Here is a 21,753-nt window from a genome sequence, read left to right on the forward strand (position 1 = left end):
TCTATCCCAAAAAGCGATGATAATCACTCGGTAGTTTTTAATTCATCAAAAAAACAGGTCGATTTTATGCAAGCTAATCGTAAATCATTCGTTGAACGTATTATTCACGCCGTGGGGTTCGAAGTTATCGCCGTCGGCATTTGTGCGCCGCTGGGCGCTTGGTTATTAAACCGTTCGGTTCTGCAAATCGGGACATTAGCGGTAATGCTATCGACGGTCGCCATGCTGTGGAACATCATCTATAACAGTATCTTTGACCGAATCTGGCCTGTGAGCCGCGTAGCAAAGACGCTGGCGGTGCGTATCTGGCACGCTTTTGGTTTTGAGGCCGGGTTTGTATTGATCGGCGTGCCTATTGCGGCCTGGCTGCTGGGGATTTCCTGGGGACAGGCTTTTATGCTGGAGATCGGCTTCTTCCTGTTTTTCCTACCTTACACCATGGCATATAACTGGCTTTACGACACGCTGAGAGCGCGAGTGATTGCTTCTCGTCATCAGGCAAAAGAAAAAACGGCTGCGTGTCAGAGTAACGGTCAGGATTAAGGGGCGTAAAATGCGGGAAGCAAATGCGAAATTATGCGGTGTTTCTCCATGCTGAAACGTTTTTTTGTGATCCGTATCGCTAAAGACGCGGTGTTTAGCCCGTGGTGATTGTTGTTTTTCTGCCGTGATTTTACAGTAGGTGCAGTTAACTCAATTAGTTAAATATCCATTTAACGGAGAAGTATTTGATGACGACCTATGCTTTGGTGGGTGATGTTGGCGGGACTAATGCCCGTTTGGCGCTGTGCGCTGTAGCAACGGGCGAAATATCTCAGGCGAAAACCTATTCAGGGCTTGAATTTGACAGTCTCGAAGAAGTTATCCGCCAGTATCTGGCGGAGCATAATGTTGCGGTAGAAGACGCCTGTCTTGCCATTGCTTGCCCGATTACCGGTGATTGGGTGGCCATGACAAATCATACCTGGGCGTTTTCCATTGCCGAAATGCAAAGAAATCTTGATCTGAGTAAGCTGGAAATTATCAATGATTTTACTGCGGTATCAATGGCGATACCTATGCTTTCACCGCAGGATGTTATCCAGTTCGGTGGCAAAGATAAGCAGCCGGGCAAACCGGTAGCGGTATACGGCGCGGGAACAGGCTTAGGTGTGGCTCATTTGGTTCATGTCGATCGCCGTTGGTTGAGCCTGCCGGGAGAAGGCGGCCATGTGGATTTTGCGCCAAACAGCGAAGAAGAAGATTGCATTTTGGCGGTATTGCGGAAGGAATTAGGGCATGTTTCCGTTGAACGCGTGCTTTCCGGGCCGGGTTTGGTGAATTTATATCGCGGAATCGTGATTTCTGACCATCGTGTGCCGGAAAATCTGGCTCCGAAGGATGTCACCGAACGAGCGCTGGCAGATAGCTGTACCGATTGTCGCCGGGCGCTGTCGCTATTTTGCGTGATTATGGGACGTTTTGGCGGCAATCTGGCGCTGAATCTCAGCACCTTTGGCGGCGTTTATATTGCCGGAGGCATAGTTCCACGTTTTATGGAGTTCTTTAAAGCGTCGGGATTCCGCGGAGCGTTTGAAGATAAGGGGCGCTTTAAAGATTTTCTCGTCGATATACCGGTTTATATGATCACCCATCAACAGCCGGGCTTGCTAGGCGCCGGTGCCTATTTGCGCCAGACATTAGGTATGGAACTGTAGTTACATTAACAAACGCCTATTATTTGAAAGGTTAATAAGGCGTTTTTTTTAAAGTTCTGTTTAGCCATATTTTGGATAATGACGGTAACTGTAAAATTTTTTGCAGCTGCCGGTCTAGTTGCTGGCATTAATAACAGGAACTTTATCCATGACAATAAGTAACATAAATACCAGCAGCTCCTCCCCTCTAATGAATCTCCCGACAAAAAATAACTTATATAAAAGGATAGAAACGTTAGGTCAGGAAGTGAAGAAAATTAAAAATGAGTTGTCTACTATTAAAGTGCAGATTAATGAGGGGAAAAGGGCGATTAGGAGTAACAATATCCTGCTAAAAAGCCTCACGGGTATTTCAAACAAGCATGGCGATGATGTGAATGTGCGCTTGAAAAACGGCAGTGTAAAGTTCGGCCAAGGTAGCAATTTTTTGAAAAACTTTGTTTCTGGTAGCCGTTATCAAGCTGAGCGACAAGAAGCCGCTAAATATTTTGGCGCGGAGGGATGCGAAGTCTCTGCTGCTGATGGTATCTCTAAGCTTAACCAAAAAATTAATATTATAAAAAGTGCGCTGCTTGGGCTGGAAGAGAATAAAGGATTACAGGAGGCCAAACTTGAAGGAGTCAATGATAAGAAGCATCGGGTAGATCAACAATTACAACAAATTGTTGCGGCTGAGGCTAAGGTAAGAAAAGCCGATGAAGCTAATCAAAAAATCCGTAATGACTTTTCTATGGTTTATCAAAGTAATGCAGGCTGTAAGGCTTTAAATGTTGAGGCTCGCTACCAGTTCGGCCAAGGGCGCTCGCCCGGTAGTCTAAGCGGTAGTAAAGTCATTGCCGAGTATGAAAGAGTGCATGGTGATAATATCTTCGGCCGAGGCAACAAAAATCTTAAAACTACACTCAAATTTAATTGTTCGGATTTGGCTCAATTAGTCAAAACTGGAGCCAAAGCGTGGTATACGCCAACTAGCAAAAATATTATTACGCATCGTGGACAAGGAATAACCAGCGCAGGGATTAATAAATTAATTAGCCAATTCAATAGTGATAAAACTCAAAATCAAACCACTACTTATTCACTAGGGCAGTTCTTTTCTACCTCCGGTGATAAAAAGGTCGCACAAGATTTTGCCAACCGTAGCCAGGATAGTGAAAGAGTGATGTTTGAAGTTAAGGGCAACAGTGGTAGGGGCATTTTTGTATCCGGTGGTTTAGCATTCGAGAATAACGAGCACGAAGTATTGTATTCGCCATTAGCAAATTTCAAAGTGACGTCTATTACGCAAAATAATATGGGTACTTATCACGTTAAACTTAGCGAAGTTGAGCAAAATAAAAAAGCGAGATTATTACCTTACTAAGCTTGTCACTGATCAACGCTCTGATTCTGATAAACCCAAATGCCTACCAACTCTTAGGCTTTTCGCCAAGTATTGGTAGGCATTGATTTGGTCTCACTTAATTTTTATCAACCTATTAAGCATGGCTGCTGGCGGTAATACCCGTCGGTTCTTCTTTTGGCTCTTCCATCTGTTTTGCCGAACCTTTCGGTGGTTTGATAATGAGAGTTAACAGTAGGGAAAGCACTGACATCACGGCAATCACGATAAAGGTGGCGTGGAATCCACCCAGACGGGCGGCGATAAATGAACCCGCCAGCGCCCCTAAACCAAAGCCTTGGTAGATAATGCCATAGTTTTTACTGTGGTTTTTCAGTCCGAAGAAGTCACCGACAATGGCCGGGAATACGGTGATGTTGCCGCCGAAACAGAAGGCAATGGCACCTACGCACAGGAAGAAGAGGGCGTGAGTCAAAGGAACGAAGCTTAGAACACAAACTGCCAGCGTAGTGACTAACAAAGTGAAGGTAATCACTCGCATACGCCCGACTTTATCAGACAGCGCGCCCAGAATAATGCGGCCAGCGGTGTTGAAAATAGCGATGGCAGATACGGTATTAGCCGCGGTGGCTAAATCCATTCCCGCTAATTCGACGCCCAAATCCTTCACGATACCAATCAGATACAATCCACTCATACATGCGGTGAAGAAGATGATGAACAGGAAATAAGATTCTTTCACTGCCAGCATTTCTTTTACGCTGAAATCACGGCCATTCTGGCTGGCTTGCTGCATATTGGTTGGTTGTGGAGCGCTGACTTTTTCTTTCAGCAACAGGGAGCCTACGCCGACCAGAGCCATCACGATAAGACCCCAGTAGAAGAAGGCCAGAGAGACGCCCTGATTGGCAATCAGGCTGGCATTGACGTATTTGAATAGCAGGCTACCGGTACCGAATGCGCCAACGGAAATACCGGCTATCAGGCCCTTACGCTCAGGGAACCATTTAATTAGATTAGAAAGTGTTGTGATATATGCGGTGCCATCGGCAAAACCGACGACGACACCAGCCAGAAGATAAATCATGCCAAGGGAAGTGGCGAAGGAGCTGGCTATCAGCCCCAAACCCAGAATCAGGCCGGATATCAAAGTCAGATTGCGAATGCCGAAACGTTCCTGCAAGCGACCTGCAAATAGCGTGGCAATAGCCAAAGAGAAACTGGTGATTGAAAAGGTGGTGGCAACTGCGCCGAGTGACCAACTGAATTTTTCACCCAGCGGCTGGTTGAATAGGCTCCATGTATAAATAGTGCCCAAACCCATTTGGACAATGATAGTACCTACAACGATTAGCCAACGATTTACCGGTTTGCTGCTCATGCCGGACTCCTTAACATCAATACAACCTGGCCCGAATAATTCGGTCTGCCATAAAATTACGAGCTGATGGTTGACGAAGGATTTGGATGTTAAGTCACTATCAGCCCGCCCAATGAAGCCAGTATACGGGCGGGTTTACCATGAAAGATCAAATGAGGAATGAGCTGCATTCAGCACGGAATGAAATGCATCTATAGGCGCATCAACTGCCTGAACTCTTTTACCTTGCTGCGGCTGACGGGCACTTCAAAATCCAAATCACTGAGACGCAGGATGTAAGTATTGTTAAACCAGGGCACGATTTCGCGAATTTTGGACAGGTTAACGCAGTAAGAACGGTGGCAGCGGAAGAAGTACTCCTCTGGCAGTCGGCTGAAGAATTCAGTGATATTCATCGGCATGATGAACTCTTCCCGGCGGGTGTAAACCAGAGTCACTTTTTCCTGCGCTGCGGCGTAATAAATATCGTTGATATCCGTCACTATGATGCGTTCGTCTTTCATCAGATTGATGGTATGAGCGCTGCGCGGTGCCAGACCGGTGGGTTGCTCGTTTTCCTGACGGTTACGCTTATGCAGCGCTTCCAGTTTTTGCAGCATGGTGACAATTCGGGATTCGTGATATGGCTTGAGAATATAATCAAATGCTTCTATTTCAAAAGCTTCCACCGCGTGCTCTTTATAGGCAGTGATAAAGATAATATGCGGTTTATGGGTAAATTTGCTGATATTTTGTGCCAGCAGCACGCCATCCAACGACGGAATATTTATGTCCAGAAAAATAGCATCAACCTGATGATTTTGGAGATATTTTAATACATCTAATCCGTCATCAAAGGTTGCATCTATGGTGATACCACTGTGCTGGCGAATGAGATAGCTCAGTTCTTCCTGAGCAAGAAACTCATCTTCCACAATAATGGCTTTCATGAATATTGCTCCGGGTAGACTGGCGGTGAAGTTGAATTATGCATGAACTTTTCCGCCATTTTTGCTGATAAAGAATGAAATCTCGGTGCCTGGCTCTAAACGTCGAATTTGTAAGCCTGCACCGTATAACAATTGCACACGGTGATGCACATTCAGTAGGCCTATTTTGTTACCTGGCATTTCATTATTGGCCACCCTGTCTATGGTCTCCTGATTAATGCCATTACCGGTGTCTTTAACTGAAATTTTAATTTGATCTCCATGATCTTTCACTGCAATAACGACTACGCCTTTGCCTTTGCAAGGCTGAATTCCATGCACAATGGCGTTTTCCACCAGAGGTTGAATTAACAGGCTGGGAATTCGCAGTGAAATATCATCGTCGATATCATAAATAACCGTCAGTTTGCTGCCGAAACGAGCCTGTTCAATAGCAATATAATCCTGTATCTGATGTAGCTCTTTGCGAATATCTATCTGTTCGTCATTCAGTTCGAGGTTATAACGCAAATAACGAGACAGATTGATGATCAACTGTCGAGCGGTATCTGGATTGATCCGAATCGAGGAGGAGATAGCATTCAGCGCATTAAACAGGAAGTGAGGATTGATTTTACTTTGCAATGCGCGCATTTCTGCTTTATTTGCCATTTCCTTCAGCTGTTCAATACGTGAGACTTCCATTTGCGTAGAGATAATTTGCGATAGGCCGACCGCCATCACTTTCAGTGAATAGGTAATTTTATGAGCATGGCAGTAATAAATTTTTAGCGATCCGGTTACTTCGCCTTTTTCCCACAGAGGGATGATAATCAGCGAATGAATTTGCGGCGTACGGTGAACCTCATCGTTATTACGAATAGTAATTTTGCCACGCTGAATGCTCTCCTTAGTGATATCGCTGATAATTTCGTGTCCAATATCATAGGTCTCGGCACCGACGCCAACGTAGGCCAGAATATTGTGAGTATTGGTAATGGCTACCGCATCTGCTTTTATATCGGTGCGGATAATTTCACACACGGTGCTCAGTGATTCTCCGTTGATATTTCGGAAGTAGGGCAGCGTTTTATTGGCGATATCCAAAGCCAGTTTCGCCTGCCGAGCGGCAATCACCTCTTTTTCATCCTCAACGCTTTGTACCAGCAACACAATCAGGCCGATACACACTGCGCCTAAAATCATCGGAATCGCGATTTTCGATACAATATCGATACCCAGCGCCGTCGGTTTGGCCCATACCACAACCAAAAGCATAGTGAGCGATTCGCAGATCATGCCGCCGAGAATACCGATGCTCCATTGGCGTTCTTTTTTCACCTTCAAATTGATATAACCAGACATTAACCCGGCAATAATACTGGTGATAAGACAGGGAACAGAAGTAATGCCATCGATATCAATTAAATAGCGATGGCTACCGGCAATAATACCGGTGATGATCCCGACCCAGGGGCCAAATAGAATACCGCCAGACATTACGGCAATAACCCGAACGTTAACTAGCGATCCTTCGACGTTAATACCTGAGTAGGTACCAAAGATGGCGAACAGAGAGAAAATAGCGGTTACCGCGAGCAGTTCCAGCGGCGTGTGTTTCTCTTTTTGTAGTAGCTGACGGAACAGGCGGGTGCGGGTCAGGAAAAACAGGCAGATCAACATTAGCGCGGCGCGATCAAAAACCGCCAGCAACATTTCAAATATTTGGTGCACAACAGGCTCGTTTGCGGGTGAATATCGGCTCACTATAAGGAAAAACGGCTTTTATCGCTACTTTAACCGTGTTTTTTACCGCAGCAGAACTGAAGCAATTCAGTCGGAAAAACGAGTCTTCCGACTGATCATTATCTGGCGGGAGGATTATTGTTCGAAGCAGAGCTGTTGTTTTCCTAATGGCGTCAAATCTTCAACCGTGGCTCTGCCGATGAAATCGACTTCAAAATCATCAGCGGCGAAATCCGGTGGCGATTTACCGTCGATAAAGCTGGCCAGTTGACGCGGTAAATAAGTGGCATTTTTCTCACACCAGGGAGCCGCAGCGATATACATCACATTACTGTCAAATTCACCGTTGTGTTCATTTTCCACTGAGTGAATAACGTCGCAATGCCAGAACACCGTATCACCAGCCTCTAGATCGGGAATAGGGGAAATGGCTTCGAGTAAAAGAGGATGCCATTGTTCCGATGCTGAAAGCGCTCGACCCGGCATTGCACCGCATAAGTCATCTTCTGCGACATCATCTTGTAACGCGCGCAGCAGAATGTAGGCCATGGCGTTGGCAATCGGGATGACATTCAGCGTGCCTGCATGGGTTCGCTGCGGGGTTAACGCCGTCCACCCCTGAAAGGTTCGGAACATAGAGCACACTGCCGGCGATGGAAGCTCACGTACTTCCGGTCTGCCTTCTGCGGCGAAAGGATCATATTTTTGCCATTCGCCGGAAAATACGTGGCGGTAAACGTGGCGGAAATTTTCATCCAGCCAGCGCTCAATGGAGCCGCCGTCAACGTGAGGCGATAAGCCCAGTGAAGATGAATGCGGCGGCCGGCGGCGGGTGCGGTCGGCGTAAGTGACTACGCGGTCAGGATCAAAGTGATGTTTGCCGTTACTTTCGCTGTGCCATAGGTTATTGAGAAACACCTGAACCGCCTGCATCCGATGATCCTGTCGGGCTTCCACCTGAGGTTTGGACCAATAGATCCCATAAATCTGCGGCTTATTGGCCGCTAAAGTGCCGAAATAATTGTCTTCGGCGGCGTTTTTCAAACGCTCAACAAAGTTGTTTCGCTCTAAATACTGGCCGATTTCCCGATTCCAATTCTCGGCTTTTTCTCGTGGGAATACACCGTGAATGGCGCAGGTTCCCCGCTGTTTTATCAGTTTTTTTTGTTGCTCGGTCACGCGGTTATGGATGATATCGTCAGCGTGTAAGCGCGGCACCGGGTTTTCGCCCGCAGCTAAACTTTGACGAATAGTGTTTACCTGTTGACGAATGTTTTCCTCAACGGCGAGAAAAACTTGCTGATAATCAGGTAAATCCTGGCGTAGCTGACGTTTGACTAGCTTGATTGCCGCTGGAATATCATCTATTTGTAATGAAGACATATTTTATCTCTCCGACGTACTGAGACAGGGGAAACGGGGCAATAGGTAAATCTGGGAAAAATAAAGCCACCGAGATGTTCTACATTTGTTAAATTCATGTGGCTATTATTTCGGCAAAATAGAGAAGAATAAAGGGATGATGTTAGGAAAAAATCTCCCCTTTATTTTGTGATTTATCCCGACCAAACAGTTGAGAAAATAATGATTCATATCGCTACCGAACGATTAACGTTGAGCACGATGACAGAACAGGATTGGCCACTTTTTTCACGGCTATATCAGGACCCGGAGGTGATTCGCTATATTTCCGATCCGCAGGATCTCGTCACCATTCAGACGCGTTTTGCTGTTCGCGTGCAGCCTTGGGACAGGACTTCAGACCATTGGCTGTGTTTGGTTATTCGCGAAAAAGCATCGGGGCAACCTGTTGGTATCACGGGATTTTTACCGGAATGGCAGCCTTTTCAGCAAGCGGAGGTCGGCTATGGCTTATTACCTGAATTTACCGGCAAAGGTTATGGTCAGGAATCGCTGGTGGCGGTGCTGGAATTTGCTTTTCAGCAATGTCAGTTTCATAAAGTGAAAGCGACGGTAACGGTAGGTAATCAGCCTTCCCGCGCCTTGCTGGAGCGCTGTGGTTTTCAACTGGAAGGAACCTTAAGAGACAATTTCAGCCTCAGTGGGAAATGGTGCGATGACTGGGTACTGGGATTGCTGGCCGATGAGTTTGCCGCGAGAAAAAATGCGTTGTTACTTTGAGGTAAAATAATTTCGTTAGCCTCTCGACAGTATTTCAGCGCTGCGATATGTTCTTAAAAGACCCGTGATGGTCTGCGTCGCTCGGACGGTCCGGGCGCTAACGTATCCTCGAGGAAATTATGGCTGAATTACCATCCAAACGTCGTTTTACCCGCATTGATCGCCTCCCACCCTATGTTTTTAATATTACTTCTGAGCTAAAGATGGCTGCGCGCCGCCGTGGCGAAGACATTATTGATTTCAGTATGGGTAATCCGGATGGGCCAACGCCGCCGCATATTGTAGAAAAAATGTGTAGCGTTGCTCAACGTGAAGATACTCACGGCTATTCCACTTCGCGCGGTATTCCGCGTTTGCGTCGCGCCATTTCTCGTTGGTACGCCGATCGTTATCAGGTTGATATCGATCCGGAAAGTGAAGCTATCGTGACCATTGGTTCTAAAGAAGGGTTGGCGCATTTGATGCTGGCAACGTTGGATCACGGTGATACCGTTTTGGTACCGAATCCAAGCTATCCCATTCATATTTATGGCGCAGTGATTGCGGGCGCGCAGGTGCGCTCAGTTCCACTGACAGAGGGTATTGATTTCTTCGGTGAATTAGAAAGGGCGATTCGTGAAACCATTCCTAAGCCTAAAATGATGATTTTAGGCTTCCCATCAAATCCCACGGCACAGTGCGTCGAACTGGACTTTTTTGAGCGAGTGGTTGGGTTAGCCAAACAGTATGATGTGCTGGTGGTGCATGATTTAGCCTATGCAGATATTGTTTATGACGGCTGGAAGGCCCCTTCGATCATGCAAGTACCGGGTGCAAAAGACATTGCGGTAGAATTTTTCACCCTATCGAAAAGCTATAACATGGCCGGTTGGCGCATTGGCTTTATGGTCGGAAATCCCGAATTGGTCAGTGCGCTGGCGCGAATCAAAAGTTACCACGATTACGGTACTTTTACTCCGTTGCAGGTAGCTGCCATTGCTGCCCTGGAAGGGGATCAGCAGTGTGTGAAGGACATTGCCGAACAGTACCGTCAGCGCCGTAATGCATTGGTAAAAGGCCTGCATGAAGCTGGCTGGATGGTAGAAAATCCGAAAGCGTCAATGTACGTTTGGGCGAAAATTCCTGAGCCTTATGCGCATCTAGGTTCGCTTGAGTTTGCCAAGCGCTTGTTGTCGGAAGCGAAAGTCTGCGTTTCTCCGGGAATTGGCTTTGGTGATTATGGCGATACCCACGTGCGTTTCGCGCTAATCGAGAATCAGGATCGCATCCGGCAGGCGGTACGCGGGATTAAAAGTATGTTTCGCGTTGATGGCTTAATTAAACCGACTAAACTGGCCAACGGCGAATAAGATTAGCCACTCACTAGCCGGGCTGATTTTATTACCCGGTTAGTGTTTCTTGCTGCAAATATAGCTTTTTCAATAAGCTGAATGAGCCTCTTAAGGTTAGCTTCATCAAAATTGCGCCATACTCTTAGCTAAATAGTTTTTGACGTAAGACTTTTGTGGAGCATCACAATGAAGAATCGCTATTCTCTGTCTCAAATTACTCTGCACTGGCTAACGCTATTAATGGTGATTTTGACCTATTCAGCGATATTGCTCAGCGACGTCGTTCCTGATGAAGATCGGACGCTAGTAAAGAATCTGCACTTTAATTTTGGCCTTAGTGTCTGGGTATTGATGTTATTGCGGCTTTGGCTACGCCAACGTAACTCTTCTCCGGTTGTTACTCCGTCATTACCAAAGTGGCAGGCTGTTAGCGCCCATGCATTACATTGGCTGATATACCTGATGTTTTTGTCGTTACCGATATTAGGCGTGCTGGCTCAGGCCTACGGCGGCAAAACCTGGTATTTACTGGGCTGGCAAGTGCCACAGTGGGTTATGCCTAATTCTCAGGCCAGATCGTTAATTAAACAGGCCCATGAGCTTATTGCTACTCTGGGATATTTTGTTATCGGACTGCATACGCTGGCGGCGCTATATCATCACTATATTCGGCGTGATGACACGCTACGTAGAATGATGCCGGGAAAATAAAATGACAAAGGGCGCGGATGCGCCCTTATATGCCGCAAAAGGCGGCGGGGTTACTCTACCATTAACATGAAGGTGCCAATCCAAACCACCAACATGAAAGAGATACCCATAAAGAAATATTTCACTGAACAACTCCCCTTGGAGCTACCTCGCCAGCAATGATCCAACTTGTTGTGCAGAGTCTGAAAAGTAGATAAGTATCGCCCCAGCCTAGTTGAAGCCGTATGGTTACCAAGACAGCTCACTCGCTCGGATCTATCTAAAATGCCGGTCTGTCACTTTGACTACGGCAGGATCGCGCTAATGTAATCCCATAACTAGGGAGATATCAATACTGTATTTTTATGCACCCGATCACAGTTATAGGATTTTTACACAATTTATTAAGGTTATTTATCTGAAACGTGATGGAAATAACGATTTTTTAAATTTTAGATAAATAACAAATTGTTACCTTCTTTCTTTTCAATCACTCTATAGATTCAATTTTTCTGACTACCACATGGGCTTCGTAGCCCAGCAAATACAAAGCCTGCTCCAGTGCCTCGACTTTAGATGCGTAGTCCACGTCTAACAAACGCTCCATCTGAGCAGCATTCAGGCCAAGTTTCCGCGCTAGATCGGCTTTGCGAGTGCCGCTGGCGATCATTCCGTTATGTAACTCGGCTTTTAATGTGACCAATATCGGTAAATGTACCGAAAATTCATTGTCTTCTGGCATTGATGGCGCGGGAATAGAGCGTCTTTCTTCCATTTCCACCGCAATCGCGGTTTTAAGACTATCTTGAGCTTCTAGCTCTACATCCTCAATAGAATAGGTAACGGACTGTACTTCAGGAAAATCGCGAAAATGAATTTGATATTCGCCGCTGGTTTCATCAAAAAGGTAACTGGCTGGATAACTGAACACGGCGCGTACTCCTGTAGAGAGAAGTCTATCTAACATAGAGTAGAAAGACTTCTTTCTTACGGTAATGGGAAAAATGCTATTTAGAATTATATCTTACAATCATCAAATATCTCACATAATGAGATGAGTTCAGATGTTTTTTTGTTAATAAAAAAGTCTAATCGCTCACCGGGTTTGGCTATCACAGTATTTGCTTTACCATTATGCATAACCCCGCCAAATTGTTGCCTAAATCCTACGTTCTCTATATCGCGATTATTCGTTATGTCAGATATTTTACTTAACGGGATACGGCTATTGCAAAATGCAGAGTCATTTGACGAATAAATAATAGTATCGTACTTTTCTTGCAATAAATTTATTCTTTGATCATCAAGTGATTCGTTCTCACATGTATCATAATTTATATTTTCTACTATTTTTTTTGAATTTTTGTCGTAAGCAAAGAATGTAACACCACGAAGTATAGGTGTAGGTAATTTTTCATATTTTATACCGGATTCTCCCGATGAGCTGACCGAAACACCAATGAATTCGTTATTAAATATAATGGACTTTTGCGGTTTTTCTTCTAACTTAATGGAGCCATCATAGCTAATGATTTTCTTCTTAATATTTTTATCTGATAGGGTATACAGACATACTTTATTTTTAATGTTATTGACTGCCTCACATTGAGTCACATACATAAGTTTACTATTTTCTTTTACCGCATCGATTACATCGAGAGCAAATGTATTAAAATAAACACTTTTAATGTTATTTTTATTATCCAGACTAGCCAACATTGGCAGTTTGAATGAGCTGTTTGATATATTAATCACATTTCCATCAGAGGAAATACTACTATCTATATTAGGATAGGCCCACATATTTGCTGAATATGCAAGAAATGGATTTATATTATTGTTCTCATCATGATATTGATTAATCTCACTTCGTTCTTTTTTTAATAGGTTCCGACCAAAACCTACATCAGTGTTTTTTTCACCAGACACGGCAAGGATAGTTGGCCATACATCTAGCAATGTGCCCTGGTTAGTGATTTTTCTTCCAGAGATATCTTTTTTAATTATAATAAAATTATTTCTTCTATCGCTATCATGTCTGTTCAATATATGGCTAATATCATTAGCCATCATGTAATGATCTGAAACCAAAACAATAATAGTTTTGTCGGCATACTGGGATGACATAACTCTTTTTATAAATTGGCTTAGTAAATAATCAGAGCAAGATACTGCTTTTAACATGGGTTCAGTTATATTTTCAGAGATTTTCCCATCACATACAGGCAAAAATTGCCCTGACGGAGCATGGGTATTTACTGTTAAGAATGACAACATGAAATTCTGTTTTTCGGCTGAGAGCCTTTCAAACTCATTGTAAGCATGTTCAATAAGTATATCGTCATGAACTCCCCAGCCATTCATGAGTGTTTCGTCTGCAAGCCCGTTCTCTACGAAATATTCTTTATCAAATATGTTGTTCCAACCATGCTGACTCAGGAATTTATCGCCACCTGCGAATTCCTTATCACTCCCGCGAATAAACTCATTAGTATATCCTTTGCTTTGAAGATATTCACCTATGCAGCTTGCTGAGCTAAGAAACTTTGACATTGATGAAGCAGAATTACCTTGAGGCAGTGTGAATGGGATGCCACATTGAGTATTTACTAAACCCGCCATTGTCCAGCCGCTACCTTCATGTTGCCGGATATCGGTGAAATCTAGCGATTCATTGGCTATTTTTGTAATCTCAGGTAGATAATTAATACCATCAAGGTTTCTAAATGTATGTTCTAAGCTTTCAGCGTAAATAAATACAAAGTTGTATTTATTTCTTAATTCTGCATTGGGCTTTTTATAATATGATGTAGCGAATTCACTATCCCCATAATTAAGGTTTTTTAATGAGGATATTACATTTTTCGCAGATGTAGAGTTTGTGATAAAGAGTAATGTTCCAAAAGCAAACGCGACATCAAATAATCTACGTCTTGTTATTTTTCTTTTCTTTGAAATTATTGCAAATGTAATTATGGCTATAGGAGTAAAAGAAAATAAAATAGCAAAGGCAATGTTTGACTTTATATCATTTAAAGATGTTCCTTTTACACCGCTAAGCAAATGGTAATAAACGGAGTCAGTTACACCGTTGCCAGTAAATCGGTCACAAACAAACCAGAATCCGAATATTATTACACATAACGAAAGTGCTATAGCTTTCGTTACGATGAAATTCTGAGATTTGAACATTAAAATTAGTAATGTAGATAATAAGATATAATCCATGTTGCCCACTAATATATTAAAAAGTCATATAGTAATATTTTTATATAATTTTTTATTTTAATTAATAATAATTAGGCAACAATTAAGTTGTCATTGTTGAAGTTATTCTGATCACGACAATTAGAATCTTGAAATTAATGCCTTTAAAAAGTTATATTTATCAATGTGATAAGCAGGATTTGTTTGTGGTGGGCAGCTTGAGATGAGATTTTATGGCTGATGCTGAATGAATGAAATAAAGAAATGGTGGCCCGATTTTACAGGTTGTTCTCTATCCGAAAAATTGCTGCTCTCTAAGATACGGGGATATATTGCAATTGCATGATTATTATGGTTTTTTTGTTTTTTAAGGCAGGTTGTTTTCCCCCTTCGGTCAGGTTGGTTTTCTGTATCGGTAACTCAATTTCTATATTTATTTTTAAGCCTACCGGGGGGAATATAACTCAGAGCACGGCTTTGGAGCGTTCGCGCCCTTGGGTACAGGATAGCGTGGTGATATCGCTATGTTTACCAGCATGATAGATATTTCCTACTGGAAAAATGGCTGCTACAAATATGATTTTTAATCCCTTTCCCCATAGCACTAGAGCAATTGCGTAGAATCTGTATGCATTCTTCACCGTTCCAATCGTGCAGAATATATTTCAGCAAATAGAAGCCATGGCCTGATGGAATAGACTCAAAGAAATTTCCAGCGCCAATCGTGCATTGGGAAGCCATATTTTTGTGTCTGATGATTTTCGCGATTTTCTCAGCTACAGAAGGACTATAAAAAAATAAGCCCGACGGGATTCATGTTAGTTGCCAGGATGGTTAACATTAATGCTCCATTGCCGTCTCCGCTATCTATAATTCTATTGTAATCGTTAAAATTATAGACTGGAGTTACTTTCTGAACGAAATGTTGGGTCAGGTCAGCCATATCATTATTAAATTTCTCTGCCTGCTCGGGATACAGGTCGTAGTGTTACCATATGTCTAATTGATAATGTGGTTCCAGGTTACTTTTCTCTCGGTTATACCTTATTGAAACGAAGAGAAAACAAAGGATAATTCTCCCATCATTGCCAGCAGAAAAGGTTTAATGTTGCCAATAGTATTTTTATCTAAATCCGCCGCTGGGATAAATTAAAAAATTTTCTCGCTCATCATATTCCCGTTAACTTCCCAGAAAATGCCTCCGGCAGCCAGCAGCCTTAATCATCGATATGAATATTCTGATTTCACTCCGGTTATTTTGCCGGTTCGACAACGCTTTTAGGATATTAAAAGAGTCATTCTGCAACATTTAGTTTGGCCGTAACCTGAGCACGTGGGCTAATTGATAACCATATACGATTTCCCAAACCTGTTTGGATGACTCGGGAGAAAAGCTTGGTTTCAGCATAATATTTTGGTCGCAGCAAGAGATAACACAAGTATAGTTAATGAATAGAGAGCGCTTCTGCGGGCGCTGCTCAGAATTTAGTTCTTTCAACGGAATATTTTGATCTTCACGTTAGCCCGCATCTTGGCAGTTATGTTCATATTTTGTGGCTTAGTCAGGTTTATCTGAAGCTGATAACATAATTTCATTCATGATTGGCTGATACCCATATGATTCCTGTTTGTTCGCGGCGAACAATGTCTTACCATAGCGATCACTTTTTCTTATATGACTGTGTGGATAACCGATGCGTTATTGGGCTGCTATTTTACCTATGCTTACTTTGCTGACCGCCTGTAGCAATCAACCGACACCTTTAGCCACGGCATCTCAGAAGGAAGGTTTTCTTCTGGAACCAGCGCATACAGGTCATATGCTAAGTGGTGATTTCGCGACTAACCCGGCGGCAAACCGTTTTGTCGATAAAATGGTGCGAGAACATGATTTTGACCGTCAGCAATTACATGATGTATTAGCTCAAGCTCAACAATTGGATTGGGTTATTCGTTTGATGGATAAACAGGCACCCACCAGCCGGCCACCGTCTGGCCCTAATGGTGCTTGGAATCGCTATCGCAACCAGTTTATTACACCGGATAACCTACAAAATGGCATAGCTTTCTGGAATCAATATCAAGATGCGTTGCAGCGAGCTTATGAAGTTTACGGCGTTCCTCCAGAGATCATTGTTGGCATTATCGGGGTGGAAACCCGCTGGGGTCGCGTAATGGGTAAAACCCGCATTATTGATGCTTTGGCTACGTTGTCATTCAGTTATCCGCGCCGCGCAGAATTCTTTAGCGGCGAGCTGGAAACCTTCCTGCTAATGGCGCGTAAAGAGGGTAACGATCCGCTTTCCCTGAAAGGGTCTTACGCCGGAGCCATGGGTTACGGTCAGTTTATGCCGTCATCTTTCAAGAGCTATGCGGTTGATTTTGATGAAAATGGCCATACCAATCTTTGGGATCCCGTTGACGCCATCGGTAGCGTGGCCAACTATTTTAAAGCCCACGGCTGGCAGAAAGGTGGCAAAGTTGCCGTTCAGGCTATCGGGCAGGCTCCTGGGCTAGATAATGGATTTAAAACCCGATATTCCGTTGCTACTTTAGCCGCAGCGGGGCTACAGCCAAGGGATTCTCTCGATGGCTATCAGGAGGCCAGCCTGCTGCGCCTTGATGTTGGCACCGGCTATCAATACTGGTATGGATTACCCAATTTCTACACCATTACTCGTTATAACCATAGCACTCATTATGCGATGGCCGTTTGGCAGTTAGGCGAGGCGGTTGGCCGCGCGCGCCAAGGCTATTAAGCTTATTGCTATCGGTTAACACGTTGAATATTGGGCTATTCATTACGTATTGACGAAGGTTTTATTGACTATTTGTGGGTCGCTTCGGCGACCCATTTTTATCTATTTAGCTCCAAGGTAATATGTATATCCGTACTCTTATTCATGTTTATTCGTGAGTTTGCTGGTCTCCGATAGGATAAAAAGTGTAAAATACAGGCTTACAAAGGTCATAGCCTTTAATTTAACGTATTTTAAAATTTATTCTATTTAGTATTAAGGGGTTATCGTGACAGCATTACCTAATTGTCCAAAGTGTAGTTCCGAATTTACCTGGCAGAACGGTGAGCAGCTTAACTGCCCTGAGTGCGGCCATGAATGGTCTGAAAATGGCAATGTGGCTGAGGATGAAGAAGGCCTGGTTGTGCGCGATGCCAACGGTAATTTGTTGGCAGATGGCGATGCGGTAACCGTCATTAAAGATTTGAAAGTGAAAGGCAGCTCTTCAACTCTGAAAATCGGTACCAAAGTAAAAAGCATCCGTTTAGTTGAAGGCGATCATAATATTGATTGTAAAATCGATGGCTTTGGTCCGATGAAGTTGAAATCAGAGTTCGTAAAAAAAGCTGATTAACAGAGATTTAGAGTAATACGGCTGATAACGGGCAGTTTTTATGATTTATCGGCCATTTTCTTTAACCATTGGATAAAAACGTTAATTTTTGGCCACTGGCGTTCTGATAACGTCGAAATGTAATAGCGCTGTTCGCATACCACTTCCATCCCTGGGAAGGGCATAATCAACTCCTGATTTGCCAGACGACGCGCTACCAGTTTTTTTCTCCCCATGGCGATACCCACGTGGTTGATTGCTGCGAGAATGGCTAAATCAGAACGATCAAATCCCATACTGCGCTGTGTGGTATCCAGCGTAACTCCGGTTCGTCGGCTCCAATCCTGCCATTCACTGATATCCGAGTCCCGGCTCCATGCCTGTCGATCGTGTAGAAGCGTACATTGGCGTAGATTGATCAAATTTCCATAAAGCTGATGTTTTTCCGCATATTCTGGGCTACACACTGGCACCATTGACTCATCCATCAGGTGTTCATACGACAACTTTTCCGGCGTTTTATCATCGTAGTAAATGGCCAGATCTATGCCACCGCCGAGAAAATTGACGTTGTCATTTCCGGTCATAATATTCAGGTTGATGGCCGGATAATGATGAGCAAAATCAGCGAGTTTAGGCACCAGCCAGCATTGGGCAATCGACGGGCGAGAATAGACTGTAAGAGTGCCGGATAACTCCTGATTTTTAATTTCTAGAACTTCCTGATTAAGGTAATCAAGGGAGGATTTCAGCGCCCAAAATACCCGTTCGCCTTCACTGGTTAACTCAATTCTCCGGTGAAACCGCTGGAATAATTTAAACCCCAATTCATCTTCGAGGCCATTTATACGATGGCTTACGGCGCTGGGACTAATTGATAACTCATTGGCCGCTAAGGCAAAAGATTTATGCCGAGCCGCAACTTCAAACGTATAGAGTTTTGATAGCTGATAGCCATTAAGAAGTTGATTGCGGTGGATATAGGCGTTTTCCGGGTACATAGGGGATCTGCTCACTTTATTTTGTCTAAATATTATACCGATTTACATTTTCACTACATGATAAGGGTTAGTTAATGTGATTCAAATCGTACTTATATCGTAAAATATGACCTATTTGGCATATTTGATCCAATATGGCTCATCTGAAAGCGTTTTTTTATCGTTTGTCAGCCCCTATCAACTCTTATTCAATAAAGCCACAAGAAAACTATTGGTTGAGGTTGGATATGGACTCACAAATATGGGTAGTGGGGACGTTATTAACAAGTATCATCATTATTATATTCGCCATAGTAAAACTAAAGATTCACCCTTTTCTGGCGCTATTGTTAGCCAGTTTTTATGTCGGCCTGTTAATGGGTATGAACCCACTGGAAATGGTTAACTCCATTGAAAGCGGAATCGGCGGCACACTAGGATTTTTAGCAGCTGTTATTGGTTTAGGCACCATCTTAGGCAAGATGATGGAGGTCTCCGGTGCGGCTGAACGTATTGGCATAACTCTGCAACGATGCCGTTGGTTATCACCAGACGTCACTATGGTTCTGGTCGGGTTGGTGTGCGGTATTACCCTGTTTGTTGAAGTTGGGGTGGTATTACTGATTCCGCTGGCATTCTCTATTGCCAGAAAAACCAATACCTCATTGTTTAAATTAGCTATTCCTTTGTGTACGGCATTAATGGCCGTTCACTGTGTGGTTCCACCACATCCAGCAGCTCTTTATGTGACCAATGCATTGGGCGCAGACGTAGGAACGGTCATTGTTTACGGATTATTTGTAGGATTGGTAGCTTCATTAATTGGTGGGCCATTATTCCTGAAGTTCGTGGGTAATCGATTACCGTTTAAACAAGTACCCGCTGAGTTCTCTGAATTTCAGGTACGTAGAGAAGAAGATCTGCCTTCGCTAAGCGCCACATTATTTACCGTATTACTGCCTATTATTCTGATGTTGATGAAAACTGCGGCAGAACTGAATATGGAAAAAGGTTCTTCGTTATATTCATTTTTAGAGTTTATTGGTAACCCAATAACGGCGATGTTTATTGCAGCTTTTGTGGCCTACTACACTCTAGGTATCAGACAAAATATGGGTATGACTACCCTGCTGAAAAAAACCGAAGACAGTTTTTCATCTATCGCGAATATTTTATTAATTATCGGTGCCGGTGGGGCATTTAATGGAATATTAAAAGCCAGTGGCTTGGCGGATACTCTGGCCGTGATCTTATCTAATATGGATATGCATCCAATTTTACTGGCCTGGCTGGTAGCGATTATATTGCACGCGGCGGTAGGTTCTGCCACCGTGGCGATGATGGGCGCGACGGCGATTGTTTCGCCAATATTGCCGATGTATCCCAATGTCAGCCCTGAAATCATTACGTTGGCGATTGGTTCCGGAGCGATAGGCTGCACTATCGTGACCGACTCATTATTCTGGCTGGTAAAACAATATTGTGGTGCAACGTTGAGTGAAACCTTTAAATATTATACCACGGCAACGTTTATCGCTTCGTTAATTGCCTTGGCGGCGACTTTTTTACTTTCTTACCTTATTTGATCAACAAAGAGATATTCCATGAAAAAGACAGAAATTGATAAATTAATTACCGACTACCCTTTAGTCAAAAATCTTATCAATCTGGAAGAGGTTACTTGGTTTAATCCTTTGTCCACCACGTTGGAACAGGGCTTGCCCTATGTAGGGTTGACGCAAGAAGATGTGGCTGAGGCGGAAGCCCGTTTACAGCGCTTTGCGCCTTATTTTTGCCAGGCGTTTCCTGAAACGCAAAAGACTCAGGGTATTATTGAGTCGGAGATCGTTGCGATTCCAGAAATGCAGAAAACTCTGCAACAGCGCTATAACTGTGAAATTACGGGCCGTTTATTGCTAAAGAAAGATAGCCATTTGCCTATTTCCGGTTCGATTAAGGCGCGCGGCGGTATTTATGAAGTATTAACACATGCGGAAAAATTAGCTAACCAGGCTGGTTTACTATCTGAAACTGATGATTATGCCAAACTGTTTTCCGAGCCTTTCCGCGAGTTTTTTGGCCGCTATCGGATTGCGGTCGGCTCAACCGGTAATTTGGGAATGTCTATTGGCATTATGAGTGCCAAGCTCGGATTTAGTGTCAGTGTGCATATGTCCGCCGATGCTCGGGAATGGAAGAAAAAGAAACTACGAGAACATGGTGTTAACGTAGTGGAATATGAGCAAGACTATGGCGTTGCCGTAGAGCAGGGGCGTAAACAGGCAGAATCCGATCCCGATTGTTTCTTTATCGATGATGAGAATTCGCAAACTTTATTCCTCGGATATTCAGTGGCTGGAAATCGTCTGAAGCAGCAATTTGCCGAGCAAAATATCCTGGTTGATGAGGATCACCCGCTGTTTGTTTACCTGCCATGCGGTGTTGGCGGTGGCCCCGGCGGCGTAGCTTTCGGATTGAAATTAGCTTTCGGCGATAATGTACACTGTATTTTTGCCGAACCAACGCATTCTCCATGTATGTTACTGGGCGTGTATACCCAGCTACATGACAATATTTCAGTGCAGGATCTCGGCATTGATAATATAACTGCTGCAGATGGTCTGGCCGTGGGTCGCGCCTCAGGTTTCGTTGGAAGAGCGATGGAGCATCTATTAGATGGCTTCTATACCCTGAGCGATAGCGAAATGTATGACCTGCTCGGATTGCTAGCTCGTGATGAGGGAATCCAGCTAGAGCCTTCTGCTCTCGCAGGTATGCCAGGAGCGGCTCGGGTAACAAGTTCTCCAGATTATCTTAGCAAGCATGGTTTTAGCCCAGAGAAAATGAAAAATGCAATCCATTTGGTCTGGGCGACCGGTGGGGGTATGGTGCCAGCAGCGGAAATGAGTAAATATCTCGCTACCGCGAAAATTTAGGTTAGCTGCATTTAATCTCAGTTGACGTGAATAAATGATATT

The 21,753-nt window shown here is 43.8% G+C and carries 18 protein-coding genes; 10 read left to right on the forward strand and 8 right to left on the reverse strand.

Annotated features, from left to right (window positions below; all coding sequences use genetic code 11):
- The first annotated feature begins 66 nt into the window (after positions 1-66).
- The 3 genes from DBA33_RS05805 (at position 67) to DBA33_RS05815 (ending at position 3,060) form a co-directional block, all read left to right on the forward strand.
- On the forward strand, positions 67-543 hold the full coding sequence (locus DBA33_RS05805; RefSeq protein WP_064517058.1) for a multidrug/biocide efflux PACE transporter: 477 nt from the start codon (positions 67-69) through the stop codon (positions 541-543).
- A 188-nt stretch (positions 544-731) separates the two neighbouring features.
- Positions 732-1,697: a glucokinase gene (gene glk, locus DBA33_RS05810; protein ID WP_064517060.1), complete on the forward strand. Its 966-nt coding sequence runs from the start codon at positions 732-734 to the stop codon at positions 1,695-1,697.
- 148 nt (positions 1,698-1,845) lie between these two features.
- Positions 1,846-3,060: an ADP-ribosyltransferase domain-containing protein gene (locus DBA33_RS05815; protein ID WP_162975167.1), complete on the forward strand. Its 1,215-nt coding sequence runs from the start codon at positions 1,846-1,848 to the stop codon at positions 3,058-3,060.
- Positions 3,061-3,175: 115 nt separating this feature from the next.
- Here the strand turns inward: DBA33_RS05815 and DBA33_RS05820 are convergent, their stop codons facing one another.
- The 4 genes from DBA33_RS05820 to DBA33_RS05835 all read right to left on the reverse strand — a co-directional run bounded on the left by DBA33_RS05820 (position 3,176) and on the right by DBA33_RS05835 (position 8,457).
- Entirely contained in the window at positions 3,176-4,420 is a 1,245-nt protein-coding gene (locus DBA33_RS05820; protein ID WP_064517062.1) for an OFA family MFS transporter, read from the reverse strand.
- A gap of 191 nt (positions 4,421-4,611) precedes the next feature.
- On the reverse strand, positions 4,612-5,349 hold the full coding sequence (locus DBA33_RS05825) for a LytTR family DNA-binding domain-containing protein (RefSeq protein WP_120805852.1): 738 nt from the start codon (positions 5,347-5,349) through the stop codon (positions 4,612-4,614).
- A gap of 36 nt (positions 5,350-5,385) precedes the next feature.
- Positions 5,386-7,062: a sensor histidine kinase gene (locus tag DBA33_RS05830; RefSeq protein WP_120805854.1), complete on the reverse strand. Its 1,677-nt coding sequence runs from the start codon at positions 7,060-7,062 to the stop codon at positions 5,386-5,388.
- A 147-nt stretch (positions 7,063-7,209) separates the two neighbouring features.
- The gene (locus DBA33_RS05835) at positions 7,210-8,457 is read right to left on the reverse strand and encodes a DUF1479 domain-containing protein (RefSeq protein ID WP_064517068.1); all 1,248 of its coding nucleotides are present in this window, start codon (positions 8,455-8,457) and stop codon (positions 7,210-7,212) included.
- A 201-nt stretch (positions 8,458-8,658) separates the two neighbouring features.
- Here DBA33_RS05835 and DBA33_RS05840 point away from each other — a divergent pair, with 201 nt between their 5' ends.
- The 3 genes from DBA33_RS05840 to DBA33_RS05850 all read left to right on the forward strand — a co-directional run bounded on the left by DBA33_RS05840 (position 8,659) and on the right by DBA33_RS05850 (position 11,258).
- Positions 8,659-9,216, forward strand: a complete 558-nt coding sequence (locus DBA33_RS05840; RefSeq protein ID WP_064517070.1) for a GNAT family protein — start codon at positions 8,659-8,661, stop codon at positions 9,214-9,216.
- A gap of 119 nt (positions 9,217-9,335) precedes the next feature.
- The gene (gene alaC / locus DBA33_RS05845; RefSeq protein ID WP_120805857.1) at positions 9,336-10,565 is read left to right on the forward strand and encodes an alanine transaminase; all 1,230 of its coding nucleotides are present in this window, start codon (positions 9,336-9,338) and stop codon (positions 10,563-10,565) included.
- 168 nt (positions 10,566-10,733) lie between these two features.
- Positions 10,734-11,258 carry a cytochrome b gene (locus DBA33_RS05850; protein WP_064517072.1) on the forward strand — a complete coding sequence of 175 codons (525 nt, stop codon included), beginning with the start codon at positions 10,734-10,736 and terminating at the stop codon, positions 11,256-11,258.
- Positions 11,259-11,308: 50 nt separating this feature from the next.
- Here the strand turns inward: DBA33_RS05850 and ypdK are convergent, their stop codons facing one another.
- The 3 genes from ypdK to DBA33_RS05865 form a co-directional block, all read right to left on the reverse strand.
- Positions 11,309-11,383 carry a membrane protein YpdK gene (ypdK, locus tag DBA33_RS05855; RefSeq protein WP_120805928.1) on the reverse strand — a complete coding sequence of 25 codons (75 nt, stop codon included), beginning with the start codon at positions 11,381-11,383 and terminating at the stop codon, positions 11,309-11,311.
- A 344-nt stretch (positions 11,384-11,727) separates the two neighbouring features.
- Positions 11,728-12,168: an antitoxin HicB gene (locus tag DBA33_RS05860; protein ID WP_064517074.1), complete on the reverse strand. Its 441-nt coding sequence runs from the start codon at positions 12,166-12,168 to the stop codon at positions 11,728-11,730.
- An 86-nt stretch (positions 12,169-12,254) separates the two neighbouring features.
- Entirely contained in the window at positions 12,255-14,465 is a 2,211-nt protein-coding gene (locus tag DBA33_RS05865; RefSeq protein WP_120805859.1) for a phosphoglycerol transferase I, read from the reverse strand.
- A gap of 1,673 nt (positions 14,466-16,138) precedes the next feature.
- Here DBA33_RS05865 and mltB point away from each other — a divergent pair.
- Positions 16,139-17,203, forward strand: a complete 1,065-nt coding sequence (gene mltB, locus DBA33_RS05875; RefSeq protein ID WP_120805863.1) for a lytic murein transglycosylase B — start codon at positions 16,139-16,141, stop codon at positions 17,201-17,203.
- Between the two features lie 268 nt (positions 17,204-17,471).
- A complete protein-coding gene (locus tag DBA33_RS05880) occupies positions 17,472-17,816 on the forward strand; it encodes a zinc ribbon domain-containing protein YjdM (RefSeq protein ID WP_064517080.1) in 345 nt (114 codons plus the stop codon).
- Positions 17,817-17,854: 38 nt separating this feature from the next.
- Here DBA33_RS05880 and dsdC read toward each other — a convergent pair whose 3' ends face one another.
- Positions 17,855-18,796, reverse strand: coding sequence for a DNA-binding transcriptional regulator DsdC (gene dsdC, locus DBA33_RS05885; RefSeq protein ID WP_064517081.1), 942 nt, complete (start codon positions 18,794-18,796; stop codon positions 17,855-17,857).
- Positions 18,797-19,023: 227 nt separating this feature from the next.
- Here dsdC and dsdX point away from each other — a divergent pair, with 227 nt between their 5' ends.
- Entirely contained in the window at positions 19,024-20,361 is a 1,338-nt protein-coding gene (gene dsdX, locus DBA33_RS05890) for a D-serine transporter DsdX (protein ID WP_064518503.1), read from the forward strand.
- 18 nt (positions 20,362-20,379) lie between these two features.
- Positions 20,380-21,711 carry a D-serine ammonia-lyase gene (locus DBA33_RS05895; RefSeq protein ID WP_120805865.1) on the forward strand — a complete coding sequence of 444 codons (1,332 nt, stop codon included), beginning with the start codon at positions 20,380-20,382 and terminating at the stop codon, positions 21,709-21,711.
- Positions 21,712-21,753: the final 42 nt, after the last annotated feature.

This window comes from Yersinia sp. IP36721, from assembly GCF_003634395.1.
Taxonomy (GTDB): Bacteria; Pseudomonadota; Gammaproteobacteria; order Enterobacterales; family Enterobacteriaceae; genus Yersinia; species Yersinia entomophaga.

Bases quoted from the DNA above. Each gene is read 5' to 3' on its own strand.
- DBA33_RS05825 (WP_120805852.1), bottom strand. From the start codon at position 5,349: ATGAAAGCCATTATTGTGGAAGATGAGTTTCTTGCTCAGGAAGAACTG.
- DBA33_RS05840 (WP_064517070.1), top strand. From the start codon at position 8,659: ATGATTCATATCGCTACCGAACGATTAACGTTGAGCACGATGACAGAA.
- glk (WP_064517060.1), top strand. From the start codon at position 732: ATGACGACCTATGCTTTGGTGGGTGATGTTGGCGGGACTAATGCCCGT.
- DBA33_RS05865 (WP_120805859.1), bottom strand. From the start codon at position 14,465: ATGGATTATATCTTATTATCTACATTACTAATTTTAATGTTCAAATCT.
- DBA33_RS05820 (WP_064517062.1), bottom strand. From the start codon at position 4,420: ATGAGCAGCAAACCGGTAAATCGTTGGCTAATCGTTGTAGGTACTATC.
- DBA33_RS05850 (WP_064517072.1), top strand. From the start codon at position 10,734: ATGAAGAATCGCTATTCTCTGTCTCAAATTACTCTGCACTGGCTAACG.
- DBA33_RS05805 (WP_064517058.1), top strand. From the start codon at position 67: ATGCAAGCTAATCGTAAATCATTCGTTGAACGTATTATTCACGCCGTG.
- DBA33_RS05815 (WP_162975167.1), top strand. From the start codon at position 1,846: ATGACAATAAGTAACATAAATACCAGCAGCTCCTCCCCTCTAATGAAT.
- DBA33_RS05835 (WP_064517068.1), bottom strand. From the start codon at position 8,457: ATGTCTTCATTACAAATAGATGATATTCCAGCGGCAATCAAGCTAGTC.
- DBA33_RS05895 (WP_120805865.1), top strand. From the start codon at position 20,380: ATGAAAAAGACAGAAATTGATAAATTAATTACCGACTACCCTTTAGTC.
- mltB (WP_120805863.1), top strand. From the start codon at position 16,139: ATGCGTTATTGGGCTGCTATTTTACCTATGCTTACTTTGCTGACCGCC.
- dsdX (WP_064518503.1), top strand. From the start codon at position 19,024: ATGGACTCACAAATATGGGTAGTGGGGACGTTATTAACAAGTATCATC.
- alaC (WP_120805857.1), top strand. From the start codon at position 9,336: ATGGCTGAATTACCATCCAAACGTCGTTTTACCCGCATTGATCGCCTC.
- dsdC (WP_064517081.1), bottom strand. From the start codon at position 18,796: ATGTACCCGGAAAACGCCTATATCCACCGCAATCAACTTCTTAATGGC.